General features: G+C 72.5%; 17 protein-coding genes and 2 pseudogenes. 9 read left to right on the forward strand and 10 right to left on the reverse strand.

The genetic code is table 11. From position 1 onward, the window contains the following. Positions 1 to 3: 3 nt before the first annotated feature. From ACZ6TU_RS31570 to ACZ6TU_RS31585, 4 genes are read right to left on the reverse strand one after another with little or no spacing between them, the layout of a single operon-like run. Complete coding sequence (locus tag ACZ6TU_RS31570) at positions 4 to 1,242, reverse strand: MFS transporter (RefSeq protein WP_467669271.1); 1,239 nt, start codon at positions 1,240 to 1,242, stop codon at positions 4 to 6. Between the two features lie 49 nt (positions 1,243 to 1,291). Next, positions 1,292 to 2,365 (reverse strand): Gfo/Idh/MocA family protein, encoded by a 1,074-nt coding sequence (locus ACZ6TU_RS31575; RefSeq protein ID WP_467669273.1) that lies wholly within the window; start codon positions 2,363 to 2,365, stop codon positions 1,292 to 1,294. A 59-nt stretch (positions 2,366 to 2,424) separates the two neighbouring features. Beyond that, positions 2,425 to 3,309, reverse strand: a complete 885-nt coding sequence (locus ACZ6TU_RS31580; RefSeq protein WP_467669275.1) for an HAD-IIB family hydrolase — start codon at positions 3,307 to 3,309, stop codon at positions 2,425 to 2,427. 4 nt (positions 3,310 to 3,313) lie between these two features. Further along, a complete protein-coding gene (locus ACZ6TU_RS31585; RefSeq protein WP_467669277.1) occupies positions 3,314 to 4,684 on the reverse strand; it encodes a DegT/DnrJ/EryC1/StrS family aminotransferase in 1,371 nt (456 codons plus the stop codon). Positions 4,685 to 5,296: 612 nt separating this feature from the next. On the opposite strand from ACZ6TU_RS31585, the gene ACZ6TU_RS31590 reads away from it, so the two are divergent. From ACZ6TU_RS31590 to ACZ6TU_RS31600, 3 genes are all read left to right on the forward strand, one after another. Further along, positions 5,297 to 6,067 (forward strand): helix-turn-helix domain-containing protein, encoded by a 771-nt coding sequence (locus ACZ6TU_RS31590; protein ID WP_467670273.1) that lies wholly within the window; start codon positions 5,297 to 5,299, stop codon positions 6,065 to 6,067. Further along, a complete protein-coding gene (locus ACZ6TU_RS31595; protein ID WP_467669279.1) occupies positions 6,057 to 6,695 on the forward strand; it encodes a LysE family translocator in 639 nt (212 codons plus the stop codon). The genes ACZ6TU_RS31590 and ACZ6TU_RS31595 overlap by 11 nt, the downstream gene beginning before the upstream one ends. A 144-nt stretch (positions 6,696 to 6,839) precedes the next feature. After that, entirely contained in the window at positions 6,840 to 7,169 is a 330-nt protein-coding gene (locus tag ACZ6TU_RS31600; protein WP_467669281.1) for a hypothetical protein, read from the forward strand. Between the two features lie 34 nt (positions 7,170 to 7,203). Here ACZ6TU_RS31600 and ACZ6TU_RS31605 read toward each other — a convergent pair whose 3' ends face one another. Beyond that, a complete protein-coding gene (locus ACZ6TU_RS31605) occupies positions 7,204 to 8,595 on the reverse strand; it encodes an FAD-dependent oxidoreductase (RefSeq protein ID WP_467669283.1) in 1,392 nt (463 codons plus the stop codon). A 27-nt stretch (positions 8,596 to 8,622) separates the two neighbouring features. Beyond that, complete coding sequence (locus ACZ6TU_RS31610) at positions 8,623 to 9,615, reverse strand: DUF4349 domain-containing protein (protein ID WP_467669285.1); 993 nt, start codon at positions 9,613 to 9,615, stop codon at positions 8,623 to 8,625. Positions 9,616 to 9,773: 158 nt separating this feature from the next. Here ACZ6TU_RS31610 and hemG point away from each other — a divergent pair, with 158 nt between their 5' ends. Together hemG and hemQ are read left to right on the forward strand one after the other, a co-directional pair. Then, the gene (gene hemG / locus ACZ6TU_RS31615; RefSeq protein WP_467669287.1) at positions 9,774 to 11,240 is read left to right on the forward strand and encodes a protoporphyrinogen oxidase; all 1,467 of its coding nucleotides are present in this window, start codon (positions 9,774 to 9,776) and stop codon (positions 11,238 to 11,240) included. A gap of 5 nt (positions 11,241 to 11,245) precedes the next feature. Next, positions 11,246 to 11,989: a hydrogen peroxide-dependent heme synthase gene (hemQ, locus tag ACZ6TU_RS31620; RefSeq protein ID WP_467669289.1), complete on the forward strand. Its 744-nt coding sequence runs from the start codon at positions 11,246 to 11,248 to the stop codon at positions 11,987 to 11,989. Here the strand turns inward: hemQ and ACZ6TU_RS31625 are convergent. Continuing rightward, positions 11,990 to 13,509, reverse strand: a pseudogene (locus tag ACZ6TU_RS31625) (alpha/beta hydrolase). Between ACZ6TU_RS31625 and ACZ6TU_RS31630 the strand changes: the two are divergent. Beyond that, positions 13,463 to 13,588 (forward strand): hypothetical protein, encoded by a 126-nt coding sequence (locus tag ACZ6TU_RS31630; protein ID WP_467670332.1) that lies wholly within the window; start codon positions 13,463 to 13,465, stop codon positions 13,586 to 13,588. The pseudogene ACZ6TU_RS31625 and the gene ACZ6TU_RS31630 overlap by 47 nt on opposite strands. Positions 13,589 to 13,719: 131 nt before the next feature. Here the strand turns inward: ACZ6TU_RS31630 and ACZ6TU_RS31635 are convergent, their stop codons facing one another. Further along, entirely contained in the window at positions 13,720 to 14,490 is a 771-nt protein-coding gene (locus ACZ6TU_RS31635) for a TIGR04222 domain-containing membrane protein (protein ID WP_467669291.1), read from the reverse strand. Between the two features lie 86 nt (positions 14,491 to 14,576). After that, complete coding sequence (locus ACZ6TU_RS31640) at positions 14,577 to 15,323, reverse strand: DUF4142 domain-containing protein (protein WP_469552385.1); 747 nt, start codon at positions 15,321 to 15,323, stop codon at positions 14,577 to 14,579. Positions 15,324 to 15,744: 421 nt separating this feature from the next. Here ACZ6TU_RS31640 and ACZ6TU_RS31645 point away from each other — a divergent pair. The 3 genes and pseudogenes from ACZ6TU_RS31645 to ACZ6TU_RS31655 all read left to right on the forward strand — a co-directional run. Then, positions 15,745 to 15,987 (forward strand): annotated as a pseudogene (locus ACZ6TU_RS31645) (aldehyde dehydrogenase family protein); the annotation flags it as partial. 24 nt (positions 15,988 to 16,011) lie between these two features. Continuing rightward, entirely contained in the window at positions 16,012 to 17,583 is a 1,572-nt protein-coding gene (locus ACZ6TU_RS31650) for a GMC family oxidoreductase (RefSeq protein ID WP_467669295.1), read from the forward strand. Continuing rightward, the gene (locus ACZ6TU_RS31655) at positions 17,580 to 19,061 is read left to right on the forward strand and encodes an APC family permease (RefSeq protein WP_467669297.1); all 1,482 of its coding nucleotides are present in this window, start codon (positions 17,580 to 17,582) and stop codon (positions 19,059 to 19,061) included. The genes ACZ6TU_RS31650 and ACZ6TU_RS31655 overlap by 4 nt, the downstream gene beginning before the upstream one ends. Positions 19,062 to 19,085: 24 nt before the next feature. Here ACZ6TU_RS31655 and ACZ6TU_RS31660 read toward each other — a convergent pair whose 3' ends face one another. After that, complete coding sequence (locus ACZ6TU_RS31660; protein ID WP_467669299.1) at positions 19,086 to 20,525, reverse strand: multinuclear nonheme iron-dependent oxidase; 1,440 nt, start codon at positions 20,523 to 20,525, stop codon at positions 19,086 to 19,088. Between the last annotated feature and the right edge of the window lie 3 nt (positions 20,526 to 20,528).

Consider the following 20,528-nt stretch of genomic DNA (forward strand, 5'->3'; position numbering starts at 1 on the left):
GGTTCAGGACGGCGAGCGGTCCCGGGTGGCCCGGATCAGCCACCAGGTGGCCGCGAGACAACCGGCCGCGGGCAGGGCCAGCAGCACCGGTACGGCGCCGACACCGGCCAGTTCGATGCCCTTGCCCAGCACCGGCCCGGCGGCCACCCCGCCGATCATCGAGGCGGCGATCACATAGGCTCCCGCCCGCCGCGCCCGCGGCACCGCCCGGGACAGCCACGGCAGCCCCGTGGGGAAGATCGGCGCGTGGAAGAGGCCGACACCGGCGTACGCGTACGGCGCCGCCGCCGGGATGAGGGCGAGCAGGAGGCAGGCCACCATGCCGACGGAGCTGACGACCATGATCGTCTGCACGGACCAGCGCAGCGTCAGCGGTGCGACCAGCAGCCGTCCCACGGTCACCATCAGCCAGAAGGCCGAGGTCGCCGTGGCCGCGGTCGCCGCGTCGTGCCCGACGGACTCCAGATGCGTCGGCTCCCAGCCGCCGACTCCGGTCTCCACCGCCACCATCAGGACGTACAGCACGATGAAGACCGAGACGACCAGGGCCACCGAGGCCCGCAGCCCGGGAGTCCCCGCCTCGCTCTCCTCGCTCCCCTCGCCCTCATCGCCTTTCTCGTCGGACGGCGGCGGGTCGGGCGCCTCCCCGCCCTCGCGCACGCCGCGCTGCGCCAGCACCAGTGCGGCGGACAGCGCGGCGAACCCGGCGAAGACGGCCGGGTACTCGCCCGGGCCCAGCAGCCCCAGGAGCGCGGGACCGCCCACGGCACCGAGGCCGTAGGCCGCGCCGATGATGTTGAGCATGGCCGGGCTGCGGCGGCCGAACCCCACCGAGAACAGCTGGTTGAGGCCGTAGTCGATGCCGCCGAAGCCCACCCCGGTCACCAGCGCGCAGGCCAGCGCCCACTGCCAGGCCGGGGCCAGCGCGAAGCCGGCCCCGCCGAGAGCCATCAGCGCGTACGAGGCGGACAGCAGCGTTCTGTTGCCCAGCCGCCCGTGCACCCGGTTGAGCAGCAGCACACCGGCCACGCCGCCGACGAAGTGAGCGCTCAGGCTCAGCCCGGCGGCGGCCGGCGACAGGCCGAACTCGGTGCGGAACGCGGGGATCGCCGGACCGTACAGCGCCTGCAGGGCCCCGATCAGGGCGAAGCCCACGCACGACGCGACGACGGCGAACGGACTGAACAGGGGCCGCGCCACGGTGGTGCCGGGTGGCGCGGCCTGCGTCGAGGTCCCGGTCAAGAGACGTTCCTCTTCCCTGTGGCGCCCTTGCCGTGTGCGTCGCGCGGTGTCACGAGGTCACCGAAGAGGCGAGCTCGTACTGCTGGTCGCCCGCCAGCAGGCGCTCCAGCACCCGCTGGCTGCGCAGGCCGTCGCCGAAGCCGGCCAGGGCGCTGTCGGCGCTCCGCACGGTGCCGGTGTCCCGCGCGGTGACCGCGTCGCGCCACTCCCGCAGCTGGTGCCGGAAGGTGTCGCTCCAGCCGGGCACCTCACCGGGCGGCGAGGCGAGCGTCTCCTCGCGGGCGAACGTGCCCTGCTCCCAGGTGACACGGGACTTCAGGAAGTACGTCGTGTCGTCCTTGGAGTGGTAGTACAGCTCCTTGCGGTCGCCGATGATCTTCAACGAGAAGCCGAGCTCCTCCGGTAGCGAGGACTTGGAGGTGACCAGGTTGAAGAAGGTGCCGTTCTCCAGACGGCCGCTGACGAAGGCGTAGTCGTCGACCTGGACGTCCTGGCCCTCCTTCTGCGGCACGTTGACCTGGAGCTTGGTGCGGCAGCTCGTGCTGTCGACCGGGCTGTCGAAGAGGCGGTCGAGCATGTCGACCAGATGCACGCCCAGGTCGCCGAGGGAGCCGCTGGTGGAACGGCCCAGGGCGCTGTCCCGCCAGGTGAAACGGGAGCGGGTCAGGGCGCTGCCGCGCCGGAAACCGGCCTCCGCGAAGAGGATGGCGCCCAGCTCCCCGCTCCGTACCAGGTTCCTGATCTCGCCGATGGCCTCCAGATAGCGGTAGTTGAAGCCCATGGCGCACACCAGGCCGCTCTCCTCGGCCAGCGCGGTGATGCGCTCGGCCTCCGCCACCGTGGTCGTCATCGGTTTCTCGCACAGCACGTGCCTGCCGTGCCGGACGGCCTCCTCGGCGTAGTCGGCGTGCGTGTGGTTGGGCGAGGCGATGACGACGGCGTCGACGTGCCGGTACAGCTCGGTCGTCGAGGAGAAGACGGGGCAGCCGAAGCGCTCGGCCAGCTCCGCTGCCTTGTCCGGCAGCACGTCGTACACACCGGCCGGTTCGACGCCGGGGACGGTCTCGGCGGCGCGCAGGTGGGCGAGGGCGATGCCGCCGGCGCCGATGATTCCTGTCTGCATGGTCTACCTCTCTCGGGGACGGCCCTCCGGCCCGGACTCGCCGGACCGGGGGAAGCGGTTCAGCGGCGGAGGTGGTGACGGAAGGCGGTGAGGAGGGCCTGGGCGTGCGGGTGCGGTGACACCTGCGGGAAGCGGCTCCTGGCCTCGGGCGTGCAGTTGGCGACGAGGTAGCCGTGGCCCACGGCGCCCAGCATCTCCAGGTCGTTGCCGCTGTCGCCGAACGCGAGGGTCCGTTCCGGCGCGACGCCGAAGCGCGCGCACAAGTGCCGGACGACGTTGCGCTTGCCGCACACCGGCGGGAGGAAGTCGACGTCGTAGCAGTCGGCGGGGTCCCCGGTGGCGGGGTTGCAGCGGCTGATGTTGAGCCCGAGGCCGTGCTCGCGGGCGAGGTCGCGCACGCGGTCCAGGCTCTGCTCGTCGCGCCGCGGGTCGCCGAGCGAGCGGAAGTAGTAGTTGACCAGGAACTCGGTCGGGTTCCCGGTGTGCGGGGCGTTCTGCGGGAACAGCTCGACTCCGTGCCGGGCGAGACGGTCCACGGCCTTCGTGATCCGGTCCCGGTCGAATCCGCTGTCCCGCAGCAGTTGCCGCCACTCGGGGTCCGGGCGGGCGACGCCGTCGGGGAAGAACGTCAGCTCGGTGCCCAGCGCGCCGGCCACGAAGTGCGGCAGGACACGGGCGCCGCAGCGCGCCATCTTCTCCCGCACGGAGGCCAGCGAGCTGCCGGTGACCCAGCCGAACAGCAGACCGTGCTCCACGGCCTCCGTCAGCAGGAACTCCTCCAGCGCGGCGAGGTGGGCCCGTTGCCCAGGGGTCGCGGCATGGGCCAGGTAGGTCTCGTCGAAGTCGGAGAACGCGGCCCAGCCCGCCGGCTCCGGCAGGCGCAGGTGGGGCGGCGGGCTTGGGGCCGGGCCGCCGGTGGCGTCGAACGGCAGGGTGTCGGTCATGCCGTCACCGGACCCGGCGAGTCGCCGCGTACAGGGCTTCGACCACGCGGTCCTGCTCGCCGAGGGACAGACCCGCGTGCAGCGGCAGGTGCAGCACCCGGTTGTGCAGCCACTCGGTCCGCGGCAGGTGCGCCTGCCCGAAGAGCCGCTCGCGCACCGGTGTCTCCTGCCGGTGCGTCAGGACGGGGTAGTAGACGTCCGACTCCACCCGGCTCCTCCGCGCCAGGTCCTCCAGCAGCGCGTCGCGGGCCGCCGCACCGCCGGCCGGCAGCACGGGGAACAGGTGCCAGGAGTGGTCGGGAGCGAAAGCGGGCGCTTCGAGCACGCCCTCCTCGGCGAGGGGGCGGAGCGCGTCCACATAGCGCCGGGCGAGATAGGTGCGCCGCAGCCCGCGCAGACTGGCCCAGGGCAGCAGGGCCAGACCGATCGCGGCCATGGTGTTGTCGATGCGCGCGTTGAGCCCGAACGCCTCGCACTTGACGTTCTTCCGGCCCGGCTCGAAGCCGTGGTAGCCGATCACCCGGCAGCGCTCGGCGATCTCGGCCGAGCCGGTGACGACGGCACCGGCCTTCCCGCACAGCCCGACGTTCTTGTACGGGTTGAAACTGAGGGCGGCCGCGTCGGAGTACTGCCCCGCACCGGTCACCCCGAGCGCCTGGCAGGCGTCCTCGACGATCCGCAGACCATGCCGGTCGGCGACGGCACGCAGCCCCGCCATGTCGGCGAGCTTGCCGTACAGATGGACGGGAAGGACGGCCACGGTGCGCGGAGTGATCCGCTCCGCCACCGACTCCGGGTCCAGGTTGCCGTCCGGCCGGGTCACGTCGGCGAGCACGGGCACGGCACCGCAGGCGAAGACCGCGTTCTCGGTGGCGGCGAAGCTGTTGGCCGGCATGATCACCTCGTCACCCGGCCCGACCCCCACCGTACGCAGAGCGATGACGAGCGCGTCGGTCCCACTGCCGGTCGCGACGGCGCAGGGCAGGGCCACGTAGTCGGCGACGGCGTCCTCGAAGGCGGTGACGGCGGGACCGCTCGTGAACTCGCAGCTCTCCAGCACCCGCGTGAAGGCGTCGGCGGCGGCGCTCTTCTCCTCCCGCGACAGGAGCCGCTCCTTCGGCAGGAAGGGGACCCCCGCCGCACGCGACGGCTCGGGGAAGAGGGGAGCGACGAGCGCGTCCGGGTGCACGGGAGCGGGCGAGGAGTCCCAGGACGAGAGAACCTTCGCCAGCTCCTGGTTGGCGAGGGTGTCCCGCACGGGGTGGGCGGTCCGCACGCCCCGGGCGAGGTCCTGGACCACCCGGTGCAGACTGCTGCTGTCCCCGGGGAGGGGGGATCCGGTGAACGTGCCGGGCTCGGCGGTGGAGACGGTCATGCGTACTCCTGGGGTTCGAAGCGTTCGACGTGTTCGAAGGGGTTGGGCAGCGGATAATTGCTGCGTGGACGCCTGCCTATGGGTATGCGGTATGCGGCGGGGAAACGGTCGCCGGATGTCTGGGTGGCGAGCTGGAATGGCGAACGGACGCGAACTGAACGGCGCAGTGAATGTCGCGCGGAATGCGGTCTGGAATCCGGTTCTCAGGCCCGGACGGATCGTATGCAACTGTTCCGCGATGGATAGGTGAGCGGCACACGTCGGTGATGCTGTCAGCGGCCGACAACGTCCGTCAACCGGCAGCTTTTTGCCGTTGCTTTGCAGTCCTGGAATTCTCGGAAGAGCACCTCGGAACAGGGCGGGCGACCGGTCGAGGACCGGCAATTTTCTGCCGGTTCCCCGGTCTTACCGCGCCGAGCAGGGCATATGTACCCGAGCGGACTCCGGACACCGGCGTGGCGGCCTTCACTTCTTGCCGACCCGCTTTCGCGAGTCACCCCCGGCCTTGTTACGGTGTGTTCTCCCGGCGATACGCAGAGGGAGTGTTTCCGAGCAGTGTCACGTCGCACCCAGTCTGTTTCTTCCGTGTCGGACAACAAATGCGGCACCGGTATGCTGCCGGATCTGCTACGCGCTTGGCGGGTGGAAGCGGGAAGCAAAATGAACAGGGGGAGACCATTACCCCAAAAAGAAGTAGCCGACCGCATGTGTGTGAGTGAGCGCTGGTATCGGAATCTCGAGACCGGCATGCGCGTACCGCTCTCCACCGAGGTGCTCGAACGCCTTTCCCGGGCTCTGCTGCTCGGCCCCGACGAACGCATGGCGCTGTACGGGCACGCGCTCGCCGGGGCCGGCGGACAGTCGGACGAGGACGAAGGCCCGCCGGACTTCATGGACGAGCTGGCCGAACTCGCCTCGGCGCAGACCGAGTTCCCCAGTTACCTCACCGACCGGGCGTGGAACGTCCTCGACCACAACGCGGCCATGGCCCACTGGTTCCCCTGGGTCCGTGAACCGGGAGCCAACCTCATGCGCTGGGCACTGACCACCGCCACGGCCCGCGAGCAGATCGTGGACTGGCCGCGGCACGCCGCGCAGTACCTCGCCCTGCTGCGTTTCGCGCTGGTGACCCGTCCCGACGACGAGAACCTCGCCGCGCTGCGCGACGCCGTCCTGGACGACCCGGTGTGCCGCGGACTGTGGGACCGCAGCCCGAAGGTCCTCGCCTACCGGCACGGGCACCGCTATGAACTGCGCCTGCCCCACGTCTCCCCCGAGACGATCACCGTCACCTCACAGGTCCTGCTCCCCGCCTACCGGCAGGAGCTCCGTTACGTCCTGCTGCTGCCCACGGAAGGCCCCCCGCACGGCCATGGCCCCTGACTCCGCACTGTGGTCCTTCGTCCTGGTCGTCGGGGTGCTCACCCTCACGCCGGGCATCGACACCGCGCTCATCCTGCGGACCGCCGCGCTCGGCCGCCACCGCAGGGCCTGGGGCGTGGTTCTGGGAGTTCAGACCGGCGTCCTGGTGTGGGGCGTCCTCACCTCCCTCGGGCTCACGGCCCTGATCACCGCCTCCCGGGCGGCGTACGAGATCCTGCGCTGGGCGGGCGTCGTGTACCTCCTGTGGCTCGGCGGACGCATGCTGGTGGACACGCTGCGCCGCCGGGGCTCGACGGCCGGGGACGCGCCCGGCGAGGTGACCGTGCGCAACAGCCTGGGGGAGGGATGGCGTCAGGGCGCGTTCACCAACCTGCTCAACCCCAAGGTGGGCGTCTTCTACGTCGCCGTGCTGCCGCAGTTCATCCCCGCCGGCGCACCCCACTTCACCACCGGCGTGCTGCTCGCCTCGGTGCACATCGCCCTGGGCCTGGTCTGGTCGGTGGCCCTCATCGGCTGCGCCCGCGCCCTGCGCGTCCGGCTCCAGAGTCCCGCGGCACGCCGCGTGCTGGACCGGATCACGGGCACGGTCATCGTCGGACTGGGGCTGCGGCTGGCCATGACCGGCTGACGGGCGGATACACCTGGAGACACTGCACGAGTCGCCCGTGAATCGGGTGCGGCGGTGAACGCAGTCGTCCGGCCGTGCGTATGTGTCGGCAACCGCCCGCGGCGCGGGGAAGGCGGGTCGCGGGGCCGACGTGAGGAACAGGCGATGAACGACCGAGTTACTCCTGCGATGCACGCCCTGCCCGACGGTGAGGCGGAGCTGACGCTGGTGGTGCGGCTGCCCTGGGAGGACGTGGCCCGCCTCGGCCAGGAGGCCGGGCGGCTGGCGACCCAGATGCGGCGGCCCGTGACGCTGGAGGAGGCGGTGAGCCACCGGTTGCGGTCGTCCAGGGTTGCCGCGCATGCGAAACCGGCGGGGGAGCAGCCGCCGGCGGTTTCGGCCTCGGCGTCGGTGTCGTCCTTGCCGTCTCGGCCGCCCGCGGAGCAGGCTCGCCAGGCCATTGACCGGATCAATGGGACGGCTGGGACCGCGTAGGGGGCTCGCCGACGGGCGTTGTCCCCCCCCGTCCCTACGATGTTTTGCGCACCTTCGCCGCCGCCTTGCGGGCCGCTACCAGGACCGGGTCCCAGACGGGCGAGAACGGTGGGGCGTAGCCCAGGTCCAGGGTCGTCATCTGTTCTGCCGTCATGCCCGCGGTGAGGGCGACCGCCGCGATGTCGACTCGCTTGCCCGCGCCCTCCCGGCCGACGATCTGGACGCCGAGGAGGCGGCCCGTGCGGTGTTCGGCGAGCATCTTGACCGTCATGAGGGAGGCTTCCGGGTAGTAGCCCGCGCGACTGGTCGACTCGATGGTGACCGCCTCGAAGCGCAGGCCCACGCGGTGGGCGTCCTTCTCGCGCAGTCCCGTGCGCGCGATCTCCAGGTCGCAGACCTTGCTGACCGCCGTGCCGACCACGCCCGGGAAGGTGGCGTAGCCGCCGCCCGCATTGGTGCCGATGACCTGGCCGTGCTTGTTGGCGTGGGTGCCGAGCGCGATGTGCCGTTGCTGGCCGGAGACCAGGTCGAGGACCTCGACGCAGTCGCCGCCCGCCCAGATGTTCTCGTGCCCGCGCACCCGCATCGAGCGGTCCGTGAGGAGGCCGTCGTGGGTACCGAGGGGTAGGCCGGCCGCCTTCGCGAGCGTCGTTTCGGGGCGGACGCCGATGCCGAGCACGACGACGTCCGCCGGGAAGTCGCGGTCGTGGGTCGTCACCGCCCGTACCCGTCCGTCGTCGCCCGTGAGGATCTTGGTGACCTCGGCGTCGTTCACCATCGTGATGCCCAGGCCCTCCATGGCCTCATGCACCAGGCGGCCCATGTCGGGGTCGAGGGTCGACATGGGCTCGCTGCCGCGGTTGACGACCGTCACCTCGTAGCCGCGGTTGATGAGCGCCTCGGCCATCTCCACGCCGATGTAGCCGGCCCCGACGACCACCGCGCGGCGGCCACGCGTGCGTGCCAGAGTGTCGAGCAGCGCCTGGCCGTCGTCCAGCGTCTGCACGCCGTGCACCCCGGGGGCGTCCATGCCTGGAATGTCCGGCCGGATCGGCCGGGCGCCGGTGGCGATCACGAGCTTGTCGTACGACGTCCAGGACTCGGCGCCGGATTCGAGGTCACGCGCGCGTACCCGCTGCCGGTCGGGGTCGAGCTCCGTGACCTCGGTGCGCAGCCGCAGGTCGATGTCCCGCGCGCGGTGCTCCTCGGGTGTGCGGGCGATGAGCCGGTCCCGGTCCGGGACGTCGCCGCCCACCCAGTACGGGATGCCGCACGCCGAGTACGACGTGAAGTGGCCGCGTTCGAACGCCACGATCTCCAGCTCGTCGGGGCCCTTCAGACGGCGTGCCTGCGACGCCGCGGACATCCCCGCGGCGTCGCCGCCGATCACGACCAGTCGCTCCCTGCGCGTACGGCTCATGTTCATGCGAACAAGCTACGGGAGCACGGCATTTCAGTCCTGCTCGTCAGGAGTCCGCGCGGGCGTGGACCGCGGGGCCGGACGGGCCGTCGGCAGCGGGCCGAGGGCGCTCGTGGCGGGCGCGGGGCTCGGGCGGCGCGGGAGGCGGGGGCGTACGACGCGCAGCCACAGCAGCGTGAGCAGGGCGGCCACCGCCGCGAACGGCAGGACCGCGCCGAGTGCCACCGCGAGCCAGCGCAGCATCGTCACGAACGCGTTCCAGCCACCCGCGAGCGCGTCCACGAACCCCGGGGCGTCGTCCTTCGCCTCCTTCTTCACCGGGGTCTCGGACAGCGACAGGGTGATGGTGGCCAGGCTCGTGCGGTCCTTCAGGGACTCCTGGCGCGCGAGCAGCGCCTCCAGGTCGGCCTGGCGGGTGCTCAGCTCGCCCTCCAGGGTCACCACGTCGCTGAGCTTGGTGGCCTGGTCCATCAGCTCGCGGATCCGGGCCACACTCGCGCGCTGCGACTTGATCCGGCTCTCCACGTCCACGACCTGGTCGGTGACGTCCTCCGCCTTCGCGCTGCGGTCGAGGAGCTTGCCCGCGCCCTCCAGCTCGGTGAGGACCTCGTCGTACTTCTCGACGGGCACGCGCAGCACGACGCGGGTGCGCTCGTGGCCCTCCGCGTCCCGGGTGGTGGTCTCGTTGCCGACGTAGCCGCCCGCGTTCTCGGTGCCGGCGCGGGCCTCCTCCAGGGCCTTCGGGACGTCCTTGACCTGCACGGTCAGTGAGGCCGTGCGGATGATGTGGGCCGTGGGGAGCTTCGCCGGCGCGGTCGCCCTGGCTCCACTTCCGGCGCCGCCGGGGGCGGCCTCGTTCGCGCCGGCCTTGCCGTCGGCGTCCGGGGCGGCGACTCCCCGGTCGGCGGCGCTGCTGCCGGCGGAGTCCTCGCCCGCGCCGCTGCATCCGGTGAGCGCGAGGGCCGCGGCCAGCAGGAGCGCGGCGAGAGCCGGGACGGGGCGGCGGGCGGGTCGTCGTGTGCGCATGTGGGCTTCCCCCGGGGATCGGTTCGGCTGACGCTTCTTCGACGCCCGGGCGGGGCCGGACGTTTGGTCCGGGACGGTTCCGATGCGGTCACGGTCGGGACTCGTGAAGGACACCGGGGCGCGGCGGCGCTGTCAGTGGGGTCTGAGAGGCTGGGGGCATGCGCGAAGTTCAAGCCCGTGCGGGCACGGGGCAGGTCGTCGTCATCGGGGCGGGCATCGCGGGACTGGCCGCCGCGCACCGGCTGCTGGAGCGCGGGGCGCGGGTGACCGTGCTGGAGGGCTCCGACCGGGTCGGCGGCAAGCTGCTGCCAGGGGAGATCGCGGGCGCCCGCGTGGACCTCGGCGCCGAGTCGATGCTGGCCCGCCGCCCCGAGGCGGTGGCGCTCGCCCGGGAGGTGGGCCTCGCCGACCGGCTCCAGCCGCCCGCGACGGCGACGGCCTCGATCTGGACCCGGGGCGCGCTGCGCCCGATGCCCAAGGGACACGTGATGGGCGTGCCCGGCACCGCCGCGGCCCTGTCCGGCGTGCTGTCCGACGAGGGCCTGGCCCGCATCGACCGCGACGCCGAGCTGCCCCGCACGGAGGTCGGCGACGACGTGGCCGTCGGGGAGTACGTGGCGGCGCGCCTCGGCCGCGAGGTCGTCGACCGCCTGGTGGAACCCCTGCTGGGCGGCGTGTACGCGGGCGACGCCTACCGCATCTCGATGCGTTCGGCCGTCCCGCAGCTCTTCCAGGCCGCCCGGAGCCACACCTCCCTGACGGCAGGGGTCCGCGAGATCCAGGCGAAGGCTGCCGCCGCCCAGCAGACCGGCCCGGTGTTCATGGGCATCCAGGGCGGCGTCGGCACCCTGCCCCTGGCGGTGGCCGAGTCGGTGCGGGCCCGCGGGGGCGAGATCCTCACGGGGACGCCGGTGACGGAGCTGAGCCACAGCGCGGCGGACGGCGGCGGGTGGCGCGTGGTCACGGGTGAGCGGGTGCTGCACGCGGACGCGGTGGTGCTCGCCGTCCCCGCTCCCGCGGCCGCCCGGCTCCTGCGCACCGAGTCCCCCGAGGCCGCCGCCGAGCTCGGCGGCGTCGAGTACGCCTCCATGGCCCTGGTCACCCTCGCCTACCGCCGCGCCGAGACGGCCCTCCCCGAGGGCAGCGGCTTTCTCGTGCCGCCGGTGGACGGGCGCACCATCAAGGCGTCCACCTTCGCCTCGCAGAAGTGGGGCTGGATCGCCGACGAGAACCCGGACCTGGTCGTCCTGCGCACCTCCGTCGGGCGGTACGGCGAGACGGAGATCCTCCAGCGCGACGACACCGAGCTCGTGGCGGTCTCCCGGCACGGCCTGAAGGCGGCGACCGGTCTGGACGCCACACCCGTCGCCGTCCGCGTCACCCGCTGGGACGACGGTCTGCCGCAGTACCCCGTCGGCCACCACGCGCGCGTGGCCCGCATCCGCGAGCACGTGGCGAAGCTCCCGGGGCTGGCCGTGTGCGGCGCGCCGTACGACGGCGTCGGCATCCCGGCGTGCATCGCGAGCGCGTACGCCGCCGTCGACCAGATCCACGGTGACCTGCGGGGGGTGCAGGAGCTCACCGCCCACCCGGTGCAGAGCCTGCACGGCGGAGCGGGAGAATGAGGAGCATGAGTGACGACGCCTCCACCACGGCCTCCAGCGCCGAGCCCGACCGCATCCCGAACAAGGGCAAGCTGGCCAAGGACCTCAACGAGGTCATCCGCTACACGCTCTGGTCCGTCTTCAAGCTGAAGGACGTGCTCCCCGAGGACCGTGCCGGGTACGCCGACGAGGTCCAGGAGCTGTTCGACCAGCTCGCCGCCAAGGACGTGACCATCCGCGGCACCTACGACGTCTCGGGCCTGCGCGCCGACGCCGACCTCATGATCTGGTGGCACGCGGAGACCAGCGACGCGCTGCAGGAGGCGTACAACCTCTTCCGCCGCACGAAGCTGGGCCGGGCGCTCACGCCGGTGTGGTCGAACATGGCGCTGCACCGCCCCGCCGAGTTCAACCGCTCGCACATCCCGGCGTTCCTCGCCGACGAGACGCCCCGCAACTACGTGAGCGTCTATCCCTTCGTGCGCTCCTACGACTGGTACCTGCTGCCCGACGAGGACCGCCGCCGCATGCTCGCCGACCACGGCAAGATGGCCCGCGGCTTCCCGGACGTGCGCGCCAACACGGTCGCCTCGTTCTCCCTCGGCGACTACGAGTGGCTCCTCGCCTTCGAGGCCGACGAGCTGTACCGCATCGTCGACCTGATGCGCCACCTGCGCGCCTCGGAGGCCCGGCGGCACGTCCGCGAGGAGGTCCCGTTCTTCACGGGCCGCCGCAAGGACATCGCGGAGCTGGTCGCGGGTCTGGCCTGATCAGCGGAGCGGTCTGTCGGCCCCGGGCTTCCCCGGGGCCGTCGGCCGCGGCTGCGGCTGCGGCTCCGGACGCGCGGCGCAGTCCGTACGCCGTACCGGCAGCCGGCCCTCCAGCAGATACGCCTCCATGTGGCCGTTGACGCAGGCGTTCGGCCCGCCCGCCAGGCCGTGCGTGCCGGCGTCCCGCTCCGTCACCAGGACCGAGCCCGCGAGGCGGCGGTGGAGTTCGAGGGCGCCGTCGTACGGCGTGGCGGCGTCCCGCTCGGCGGCCAGGATCAGCGTCGGCGGCAGTTCGCCCGGCCCGGTGCCGACGTCGAGCGGCCGCTGCCGCGGTCCCTCCCAGTAGGCGCAGGGCAGGTTCGTCCACACGTTGTCCCAGGTCTCGAAGGGCGCCACCCGCGCGAGCCGGGTGTTGTCCCGGTCCCACACCTCCCAGTCCGTCGGCCAGGGGGCGTCGTTGCACTCGACGGCCACGTGGACCGCGCGTGAGTTCTCCGCCTCGGCGGCGGCCTCCGGGTGCTGTTCGGCTTGCTCGACCAGTGGCCCGGGATCGCCCTTGAGGTACGCCGACAGCGCGTGTGCCCGGTGCGGCCACTGGTCGTCGTAGTACCCGGCCTGGAGGAACGCCCCCTGCAACTGCCCCGGCCCGACCTTCCCGCCGGCCGGCTCCACGTCCAGCCGGGCGCTCGCCCGCTCGTAGCCGCGCCGCACCTCCCGCGCTGTCCTGCCCAGCCCGTACACGTCGTCGTGCCGGGCGATCCACCTCCGGAAGTCCCTCCATCGGTCCTCGAACGCCGCCGACTGGTCGAGGTTGTTGCGGTACCAGATCTGCGCCGGGTCGGGATCGACCGCCGAGTCGAACACCATCCGCCGTACGCAGGAGGGGAACAGCGTCGCGTACAGGGCTCCGAAGTACGTGCCGTAGGAGGAGCCCATGAAGGTCAGCCGTTCCTCGCCGAGCGCGGCGCGCAGCACGTCGAGGTCGCGGGCGTTGTTCAGCGAGTGGTAGTGCCGCAGCGCGCCGCCGGCCCGCTCGGCGCAGCCGCGCGTGTACGCCTTTGTCTGTGCGATGCGTTCCCTCTTGTACGACTCCGAGGGGTGCGTCGGCGCCTGGGTGGGACCCTTGAAGAACTGCTCGGGGTCCTTGCAGGACAGCGGTGCGGAAGGGCCGACCCCGCGCGGGGCGTAGCCGACGAGATCGTACGCGGCGGCGATCCGCTTCCACTCGGGGAGCAGGCCGATGAGGGGGAAGTACAGGCCGGAGGCGCCCGGCCGCCCGGGTTGTAGACCAGGGCGCCCTGGCGGCGGACCTCGCGCTTGCTGTTGTGCGGGTCCTTGTGCGTGGCCCGGGGGCGGCCGACGGTGAGCTCGATCTGCCTGCCGTCGGGCTGTGCGTAGTCCAGCGGGACGGTGACCGTGCCGCACTGCATGCTGCCGGGCAGGTCCTGCGCGTCGGGACAGGGGCCGAAGTCGATGCCGGCCGCCTCCGCCCGTGCGGCGGCCACCGCGGTGCCGCGCAGCTCGGCCGCCGTCCTCGCGCCGTCGGAGTCCGGGGCGGCGGTGAGGGCGCTCAGCAGCAAGGACCCTGCGGCCGAGTAGAGGAGGGCGGCTCTCATCGCGTATCCCTTCGGTGCACGGTGGCGGCAAAAGGGATGTTTTGTGGGGTGGTTGGGGAAGGCAAGCACCGTCCGCCGGTGTCGGCGCCGATGCCCCTGTGTGCCCCCGGTCCGTCAGTCGTGTGCCTCGCGGTGCGTGAAGGCGGCGCGCAGGTCCGGCTCGCCGATCGCGCTGACACCGCGCACGGCCACGGAGGTGAGGTACGTGCGGTCGTCGGCGGTGCCGTCCGCGTGCCGGGTCAGGGCGCCGAGCAGCCGCTGGCCGGCGGGGGAGGCCCAGCGCGAGTACGGGTGGACCTCGATGCGGGCGACGGCGAGGGAGCCCAGGGTCAGGGCGAGCGGCAGCGCGAACCACAGGGCGACCAGATGACGCGGCATGTCCGGCGGAGCGGGCGTCAGCAGCGCGGCGACGCCGAGACCGAGTACGGCGACGGCCGCCGAGCGCACCTGCCGGACGGCCGCGGCGACCGTCGTACGGGCGCTGTCGGGCACGGCGAGCCCCGCGCGCACCAGCCGGTCGGCGATACCGCGCACCGCGTCCGCCGCGGCGGCGGTGGCCCGCACCGGCGCGATCCGGGACTGCCCATCGGGGCCGATGGCCCCGATGACCGACTGCTCGATCTCGTCCCGCCCGCGCGGATCGACGACCGTCGCCCAGCCGGTGTGGGCCAGGAGCAGCCGGCGCTGGCGCGCCATGGCGACGAGGGTCACGTCGGCGACCCGCCGGGGGCCGCCGGAGAGGAACGCGGCCTCGTACAGCGTGAGTTCATGGATCCGGCCGGTGTCCGTGTCAACGGCCGCGGCGCGTACGGCCGCCAGGCACAGGCGCGTGCACGCCGTGCCGGCCACGGCCCAGGCCGCCAGCAGGAAAAGAACCCAGAGCATATGTTGTTTGTATGTGACACCGTCCCGGAAACGCCATGCCTTGTTCACGATCTGGACAGAGTGTTGTCGGTATGTGACGTTCCGTTTCACTGTTCGGGCGGCGGGCGGAAGGTGGGCGGCGGAAGCGTGAAGGCCGGGTCCGGGGCCGGAGCCGGCGGTGCGGCCGGAGCCGGGACCGCCGTCGGGGGAGTGCTCCCGGTGGCCATGTCGCGGGCCACGGCGTCGAAGTCGACGTAACCGGTGGCCTCCAGGACCTCGATGTGGTCGAGGATGGTCGTGCCGGCGTCGTCGGCGAGGTCGCGCACCAGCGAGTTGCGGGTGCCGGCGCGGACCTGGGCGACGACCGTGAAGAGCCTTCCGTGCGCCAGTCGCAGGATGTTGGCGAACTGGCGGTCGTACTCGGCACCCTGTGCCTCGTCCAGGGTTCCCAGCCACTGCTTCTGCTGGTCGCTGGGCTCGTCCGGCAGGGCGAGGTTCAGCCGTGAGGCGACACCGCGGACCCGTTCGTCGAGGAACCTGTGCCCCTCGACGAGATGCCGACCCGCCGTCCGGACGGCCGGCGTGGTCCCCTTCGTCCGCGCCTGCCGGCCGGCGGGCACCTCCCACAGTCCGGCCAGCCGGACCTTGACGAGGAAGTCCTGGTCGAGCGCGGACAGCGGGCCGTAGCTCGTGCGCAGGGTCTGGGCGCTCAGCACGTCCGGTCCCGTCCCCGGCCGGTCGGTGTACGGCCAGAGGGAGAAGACCAGCGCGGCGAGCGTCGCCGCCAGACACGTGACGATGAGCCCCGTGCCGCTGACGACGCCTCGGCCCTTGACGGGGGGTCGCGGTCGCATGGTGGTGCCTCCTGGTACGGCACCGCACGCTAGTGCGCTTCGGGTGCGGAGTTGACATGTTACTGCGTGGTCTACGTCAACTTCCGTACAGGGGCGAATCGTTGCAACGGGGGCGGAGCGGGGTGATTGGGGGAGGCGTGGCGGGGGACTCGCCGGAGCGAAGAGGCGCAAAACATTCCATGGCCTCCGGGCGGGCGGGACCCGGGTATCAGCCCCGGCACACTCGCGCGACCGGCCGGGCGTCGCGCGGCAGGCGGCACTTTCGCAACAGGCCCTAGCCCACCCGGGTCCTCTGGGCCACCGGGACGCCGTCGCGGCGGTGTGGCCCGTGGCCGCCGCCCGCCCGATGGGCCATGTTGCTGACCGTCGAGCCGATCGGCACCGGCCGGACGCGAAGGAGGCCCCGCGGTGGGCGAGCTGTGGCCTTGCCGGCGGTGTGTGGACCTCCGAGGCGAGCCGCGCCCAGCGCGTCGCCCAGCGGCTGCGGCACGGCACCGTCTGGATCAACGACTTCCACCCCTACGTGCCGCAGGCCGAGTGGGGCGGCTTCGGCCGCTCAGGCGTCGGACGCGAGCTGGGCCCGACCGGGCTGCGCGAGTACCAGGAGGCCAAGCACATCTACCAGAACCTCGCCCCCGCCCCCTCCGGCTGGTTCAAGGGCTGAACGACACAGAAAGCAGGGCACCGCATGGCCCCCACCACCGCGCACGGCGCCGAGTCCGCGTACGACTACGTCATCGTCGGCGGCGGCACCGCCGGCTGCGTGCTCGCCGCCCGCCTGAGCGAGGACCCCGACTGCCGCGTCTGCGTCGTCGAGGGCGGCCCCAGCGATGTCGGCGACGAGCGCATCCTGCGCCTGCGCAACTGGATCAACCTGCTCGGCTCGGAGTTCGACTACGGCTACACCACCGTCGAGCAGCCGCGCGGCAACTCCCACATCCTGCACTCACGGGCCCGCGTCCTCGGCGGCTGCTCCTCCCACAACACCCTGATCAGCTTCCTGCCGCTGCCGCAGGACCTCGACGACTGGGTGAGCCGGGGCTGCTCCGGCTGGGACCCGGCGACGATCCTCCCCTACCGCGACCGGTTGCTCACCCGGATCGTCCCGGTGGCCGAGGCCGACCGCAATCCCATCGCCAAGGACTTCGTCACCGCGGCCTCCCGCGCCCTCGGCGTCCCCGTCGTCGACGACTTCAACGCCGAGCCCTTCGCCGACGGCACCGGCTTCTTCTCGCTGGCCTACCAGCCGGAGGGCAACCTGCGCTCCTCCGCGTCCGTCGCCTACCTCCACCCCGTCCTGGACCGGCCCAACCTCACGCTGCTGCTGGAGACCTGGGCGCACCGGCTGCTCCCGGACGAGTCGGGCCGGCTCACCCGCGTCGCCGTCCGCGGCGCCGACGGCGAACCGGCCACCGTGCGGGCCGAGCGCGAACTGGTGCTGTGTGCGGGCGCCATCGACACCCCGCGCCTGCTGATGCTCTCCGGCATCGGCCCGGCCGACGACCTGCGCGGCCTCGGCATCGACGTCCGGGCCGACCTGCCCGGAGTGGGCGAGAACCTGCTGGACCACCCCGAGTCCGTGATCGTCTGGGAGACCGCGGGGCCGCTGCCGCCCAACTCCGCGATGGACTCCGACGCCGGCCTGTTCCTGCGCCGCGACAAGGGTCAGCCGCGCCCTGACCTGATGTTCCACTTCTACCAGGTGCCGTTCACCGTCAACACCGAGCGGCTGGGCTACCCCGTGCCGCCGTACGGGGTGTGCATGACGCCGAACGTGCCGCGCGCCCGCTCCACCGGCCGCATGTGGCTGCGCAGCTCCGACCCCGCCGAGCACCCCGCCCTGGACTTCCGGTACTTCACCGACCCCGAGGGGCACGACGAGCACACCCTCGTGGACGGGCTGAAGGCCGCCCGCGAGATCGCCGCCACCGACCCGCTGCGCGACTGGCTCCTCCGCGAAGTCGCGCCCGGCCCGGACGTCGTCTCCGACGCCGACCTGTCGGAGTACGGCCGCCGCGCGGCGCACACCGTCTACCACCCGGCGGGCACCTGTCGCATGGGCGCCCCGGACGACCCGATGGCCGTCTGCGACGCGGAGTTGAGACTGCTCGGCGTCGAGGGCGTGCGCATCGTCGACGCGTCGGTGTTCCCGACGATGCCCACCATCAACCCGATGGTGACCGTCCTGCTCGCCGCCGAACGCGCCGCCGATCTGATCAGTGACCGCCCCGGCCCCGTGAAACAGGAGGCCCGCCAGTGACCAGTCCACAACCTCCCGCACCGGCGGCCGGCACGCCCGGAGGAGAGCCCGCCTCGGAGTTCCGCAAGGACATGGGCCCCTGGGCCAACTTCGCGCTCGGCTTCACCTACCTCTCCCCGGTGGTGAGCACCTACACCCTCTTCGGCATCGCGATCGTCGACGGCGGACCGCCGATGATCTGGGCGTTCGTGCTGGCCGGCTGCGGGCAGTTCCTCGTCGCGCTGATCTTCGGCGAGATCGTCGCCCAGTACCCCATCGCCGGCGGCGTCTACCCGTGGGCCCGGCGGCTGTGGGGCAAGCGCTGGGCGTGGATGACCGGCTGGGTGTACATGTGGGCGCTGCTGGTGACCATCACCTCCGTCGCGTACGGCGCCGGCCCCTACATCGCCATCCTCTTCGGCTTCGACACCACCGTGCACACCACCGTGCTGTGCACCGCCGTGCTCATCGTCGTCGCCATCCTCATCAACTACATGGGCACCAAGGCGCTCTCGCTGGCGGCCATCATCGGTTTCGCCGGCGAGCTCATCGGCGCCCTCGTCGTCGGCATCTACCTGCTGGCGACTCACCGCCACCACGGCATCGGCGTCATCTTCGACACCTACGGCACCGAGGGGGACGGCTCCTACCTGCCGGCGTTCCTCGCGGCCGCGATCATCGGCTTCTACCAGTACTACGGCTTCGAGGCGTGCGGTGACACCGCCGAGGAGGTCGCCCACCCGGGCCGTGTCATCCCGCGCGCGATGCGCCGCACCATCTACATCGGCGGTGCCGCGGCCACGTTCACCTGTATGTCGCTGCTGCTGTCGGTCACGGACTTCAACGCGGTCATCTCGGGCGAGCAGGCCGACCCGGTGGTGGACGTGCTGTACGACGCCATGGGCGAGACCGGGGCGCGGATGGTGATGGCCGTGGTGCTGATCTCCTTCCTGTCCTGCACGATCAGCCTCCAGGCCGCGGCCGGGCGGCTCATCTACTCCTACGCCCGAGACGAGATGATCGCCGGGCACCGGCTGCTGCGGCGATTCGCCCACGCCCGCGCGGTACCCGGCTACGCGCTGTTCGTGTCCGCCGCGGTGCCGCTGCTCATCGCCTTCGCCTCGCTGTTCTCCGAGGACGCCCTCACCAACATCGTCTCGTTCGCGATCCTCGGCATCTACGGCTCGTTCCAGATGGTGGTGCTGGCCGCGCTGCGTGCCCGGCTCAAGGGATGGCGTCCGGCGGGGGAGTTCACCCTGGGCCGCTGGGGCCTGCCGGTGAACATCGGGGCGCTGGTCTACGGCATCTTCGCCATCGTCAACATCTGCTGGGCCCGCAGCCCGGAGAAGCCGTGGTACGAGAACTGGATCGTCCTGCTGTGCGGTGCGGTGGTGGTGGGTACCGGCGTGCTGTACATGTTCACCACCCACCACTACGGCCGCGGCGACGCACCTGCCGGTGACGCGGTGCCGAAGGGCGAGGCTCTGTCGAAGGACTGACGAGCGGACGGGCCGGCCCCCGGGTCAGCGCCCGAGCAGCACCTTCCGGGTGGCGCGGGCCAGCCGGCGGACCGGGCGGCGCGAACGCGGCGTCGGTCCCGACCGCTCCAGCCACCACTCCCGGAGCTCCCGGCGCGCCGCGGCGTCCTCGGGCCGCCCGGCGGACAGCAGGTGCTCGGCGAAGGTGAGGGCGTCGCGCCGGTAGCCGCCGGTCATCGGCTGGGTCTGGGCGTACGCGAGGAAGGCCGTACGGTAGTCCGCCCCGAGGATCTCCGGCAGCTCGGGCGCGACCTTCGCCACGACATCCGCCCGCTTGGCGGCCAGCGCCCGCGCCTGTACGCCGACTCGCACCCGGTCGAACCCTTCGGGCACGGGCGTCCCCGCGACCAGCGCCGACAGCAGCGCGGCCTGCGCGACCCCGAGTCGCTGCCGGGCCTCGTCGACGCCCCTGTGTTCGGGCCGGCCGAAGGCGCCCCGTGTCGCCCCGGCCGCCCCGGTCTGATGGCCCTGCGGCGTCGCCCCGTCGCCGCGTGCGGGAACGTCGGCGCGGACCTCGCTCCAGCCTCCGGCCGCCGCCTCCGGTCGCCGCGCGGCGACCGCATGGCCCGCCGCGCGCACCTCCGCCTTCACCCGCTCGACGGCCCCCGCCTCCACAGCCCGCCGGATCGAGGCCAACTCGGCCTCCAGCTCCGCCGGTTCCGGGAAGTTCTCGTCGCGTTCCAGGAGGACCCCCGGAGGCGACACGCGGGACGCGAGGTCGGTCAGGATGTCGAGGACCGGCCGGGGGACGGGGTGGGCGTGGCTGTCGTGCCAGACGCCGTCGCGTTCGAAGCCGCCGGCGACATGGACGTAGGCGATGGCCTCCAGGGGCAGCTCGGCGAGGGCCTTGGCCGGGTCCTCGGCGCGGTTGACGTGGTTGGTGTGCAGGTTGGCCACGTCGATGAGGAGCCGGACGCCCGTGCGGTCGGCCAGCTCGTACAGGAACTGGCCCTCCGTCATCTCCTCGCCCGGCCAGGAGATCAGCGCGGCGATGTTCTCGACGGCCAGCGGCACCGGCAGCGCCTCCTGAGCGATGCGCACGTTCTCGCACAGCACGTCGAGCGCGTCCCGGGTCCGGGGGACGGGCAGCAGATGGCCCGCCTCCAGGTGCGGCGTCGCCGTCAGGGAACCACCGGCCCGTACGAACGCGATGTGCTCGGTGACCAGCGGTGAGCCGAGTGCCTCCACCCGCTCGGCCAGCGCGGCCAGTCGGGCGTCGTCGGGGCGGTCCGCGCCTCCGAGGCCGAGCGAGACGCCGTGCGGCACCACGGTGACGCCGCGCTCGCGCAGCCGCCGCAGCGACTCGGGCAGATGCCCGGGGCAGACGTTCTCGGCCACGGCCTCGACCCAGTCGATGCCCGGCATGCGCTCCACGGCGTCCGCGATCTCCGGTCGCCACCCGATGCCCGTCCCCAGTCGTTCCATCGT

The organism is Streptomyces sp. NPDC052064, from assembly GCF_055585925.1.